2 protein-coding genes and 1 pseudogene are annotated in these 2688 nt (G+C 68.8%); all 3 read left to right on the forward strand.

Annotation, left to right across the window (positions count from 1 at the left end):
- Window positions 1-15 precede the first annotated feature (15 nt).
- Window positions 16-795 (forward strand): annotated as a pseudogene (locus CCN35_RS14510) (amino acid ABC transporter permease); the annotation flags it as partial.
- Window positions 792-1598: an amino acid ABC transporter ATP-binding protein gene (locus CCN35_RS14515; protein WP_067389114.1), complete on the forward strand. Its 807-nt coding sequence runs from the start codon at window positions 792-794 to the stop codon at window positions 1596-1598. The pseudogene CCN35_RS14510 and the gene CCN35_RS14515, both read left to right, overlap by 4 nt.
- 52 nt (window positions 1599-1650) lie before the next feature.
- Window positions 1651-2634 (forward strand): ABC transporter substrate-binding protein, encoded by a 984-nt coding sequence (locus CCN35_RS14520; RefSeq protein ID WP_067389112.1) that lies wholly within the window; start codon window positions 1651-1653, stop codon window positions 2632-2634.
- Window positions 2635-2688: the final 54 nt, after the last annotated feature.

Consider the following 2688-nt stretch of genomic DNA (forward strand, 5'->3'; position numbering starts at 1 on the left):
AGGACGGTGACGTAGGCGGTGTGGGTGACCCTCCAGCTCACCGCCTACGTCACCGTCCTGAGCTTCCTCCTCGGCACGGTCCTGGCCTTCATGCGGCTGTCGCGCAGCCCGGTGCTGCAGACCGTCGCCTGGACCTACGTCTGGATCTTCCGGTCCATCCCGATGATCGTCCAGCTGGTGTTCTGGTTCAACCTGAGCGCCCTGTACGAGAAGCTGGGCCTCGGCATCCCCTTCGGACCGGTGTTCTGGTCCATCGACAGCAACAGCCTGATCGGCACCATCGGCGCCGCCGTCATCGGACTGACACTGCATCAGGCCGCCTACACCGCCGAGATCGTCCGCGGCGGCGTCATCGCCGTCGACCACGGGCAGCTGGAGGCCGCCGCGGCGCTGGGCATCCCCCGGCTGCGGCAGATCCGCCGGATCGTGCTGCCCCAGGCCATGCGCGCCATCCTGCCCACCGCCGGCAACGAGATCATCGGCCTGCTCAAGGGCACCTCGGTGGTCTATGTGATGTCCATCGGCGAACTCTTCTACCAGGTGCAGGTGATCTACGGCCGCAACGGCCGGGTGATCCCGCTCCTGCTGGTCGCCACCGCCTGGTACGTGGCCCTCACCTCCCTGCTGTCGATCGCCCAGTACTACGTCGAGCGCCGCTACGCCCGCGGAGCCGACCGCACCCCGCCGCCCACCCCGCTCCAGCGCGCCCGCCGCTTCGTACGCGACCTGCGCACAGCGGCGGCCCGGCGCGACCAGCCCGTCGTACCCCTGAAGCTCCTGGGAGACAGCCGATGAGTGATGTGACGGTGGCCGTCGAGAACCCGAAGCCGCCGGTGGACGGCGTGATGGTGGACATCCGCGGCGTCCACAAGAGCTTCGGCCCGCTGGAGGTGCTGCGCGGCGTCGACCTCCAGGTCCGCGCCGGCGAGGTCACCGTGATCCTCGGCCCGTCCGGCTCCGGCAAGTCCACCCTGCTGCGCACCATCAACCACCTGGAGAAGGTCAACCGCGGCTGGATCAGCATCGACGGCGAACTCATCGGCTACCGCCGCTCGGGCGACAAGCTGTACGAGCTGAGGGAGAAGGAGGTCCTCAAACAGCGCACCCACATCGGGTTTGTCTTCCAGAACTTCAACCTCTTCCCGCACCTGACCGTCCTGGAGAACCTCGTCGAGGCACCGGTCTCCGCACTGCGCCGCCCGCGCAGGGAGGCGGAGCGGACGGCACGCCGCCTGCTGGAGCGGGTCGGCCTCGCGGACAAGAGCGACGCCTACCCCCGGCAGCTCTCCGGCGGACAGCAGCAGCGCGTGGCCATCGCCCGCGCACTCGCCCTCGAACCGAAGGTGCTGCTCTTCGACGAGCCCACCTCGGCACTCGACCCGGAGCTGGTCGGCGAGGTCCTCGACGTCATCAAGGACCTCGCCCGCACCGGAACCACCATGATCGTCGTCACCCATGAGATCGGCTTCGCCCGCGAGGTCGCCGACACCGTGGTCTTCATGGACGGCGGTGTCGTCGTGGAACAGGGACCGCCCGCGGCCGTCCTGGACCACCCCCGGCACGAACGCACCCGCGCCTTCCTCTCCAAGGTCCTCTGACCGCACCGCACCCCCCTTTTTTTCGCATTTCTCACACGCAAGGAGCACGACCGTGTCCACCTCGATCACCCGCCGCACCGCCGCGGCCGCACTGGGACTGGCCGCAGCCCTCGTCCTCGCCGCGTGCGGCACCCCCGACGACGGCGGCAGGACCGAGGTCACGACCGCATCGGGCAGCCGGACGAGGATCAACACCAGCCCGGACCAGAAGCGGATCACCACCGGCAAGGTCGACTCCATAGCCGCCCGGGTCCCGGAGAGGATCCGCGAAAGAGGCACCCTGGAGGTCGTCAACTCCTCCGGCTCCGCCGCACCCCTGACCTTCTACGCCACCGACAACAGGACCGTCATCGGCGTCGAGCCCGACATCGCCTCCCTGGTCGCCGACGTGCTCGGCCTGAAGCTGCACCTCAACACCGTCTCCTGGGAGAACATCTTCGTCGGCCTCGACAGCGCCAAGTACGACGTCGGCTTCAGCAACATCACCGTCACCGAGGAACGCAAGGAGAAGTACGACTTCGCCACCTACCGCGAGGACAACCTGGGCTTCGAGGCCAAGAAGGGCAGCGGCCTGAAGGTGGACGGACCCGAGGACGTGGCGGGCAGGACGGTCGCCGTGGACAGCGGCACCAACCAGGAGAAGCTGCTGATCGACTGGAGCAAGGAGAACGAGAAGGCCGGACGCGAGCCGGTGAACATCAAGTACTACCAGAACGACAGCGACACCTATCTCGCCCTCCAGTCCGGCCGCATCGACCTGTACCTCGGCCCCCACCCGACCGCCGCCTACCACGCGGCCGCCACCGGCAAGACCGAGGTCGTCGGCACCTGCTCCGGCGCCGGCGCCACCCTCCAGGGCCTCATCGCGGCCACCACCAAGAAGGACAGCGGCCTGGTCGAACCGCTCGCCGCCGCCCTCAACCACATCATCGAGAACGGCACGTACGCGAAGGTGCTGGAGCGCTGGGGCCTGTCCGACGAGGCCGTGACCAAGTCCGAGATCAACCCGCCGGGCCTGCCCAGGACCGGCGGGTGACCGACCCGGAGACCGGCGGCGGGAAGCACGCACCTTCCCGCCGCCGGTCTCCGG

It is taken from the genome of Streptomyces thermovulgaris (assembly GCF_002155915.1).
Taxonomy (GTDB): domain Bacteria; phylum Actinomycetota; class Actinomycetes; order Streptomycetales; family Streptomycetaceae; genus Streptomyces; species Streptomyces thermovulgaris.

Excerpts from the sequence above, each read along its gene's own strand:
- CCN35_RS14515 (WP_067389114.1), top strand. The coding sequence starts at position 792 with ATGAGTGATGTGACGGTGGCCGTCGAGAACCCGAAGCCGCCGGTGGAC.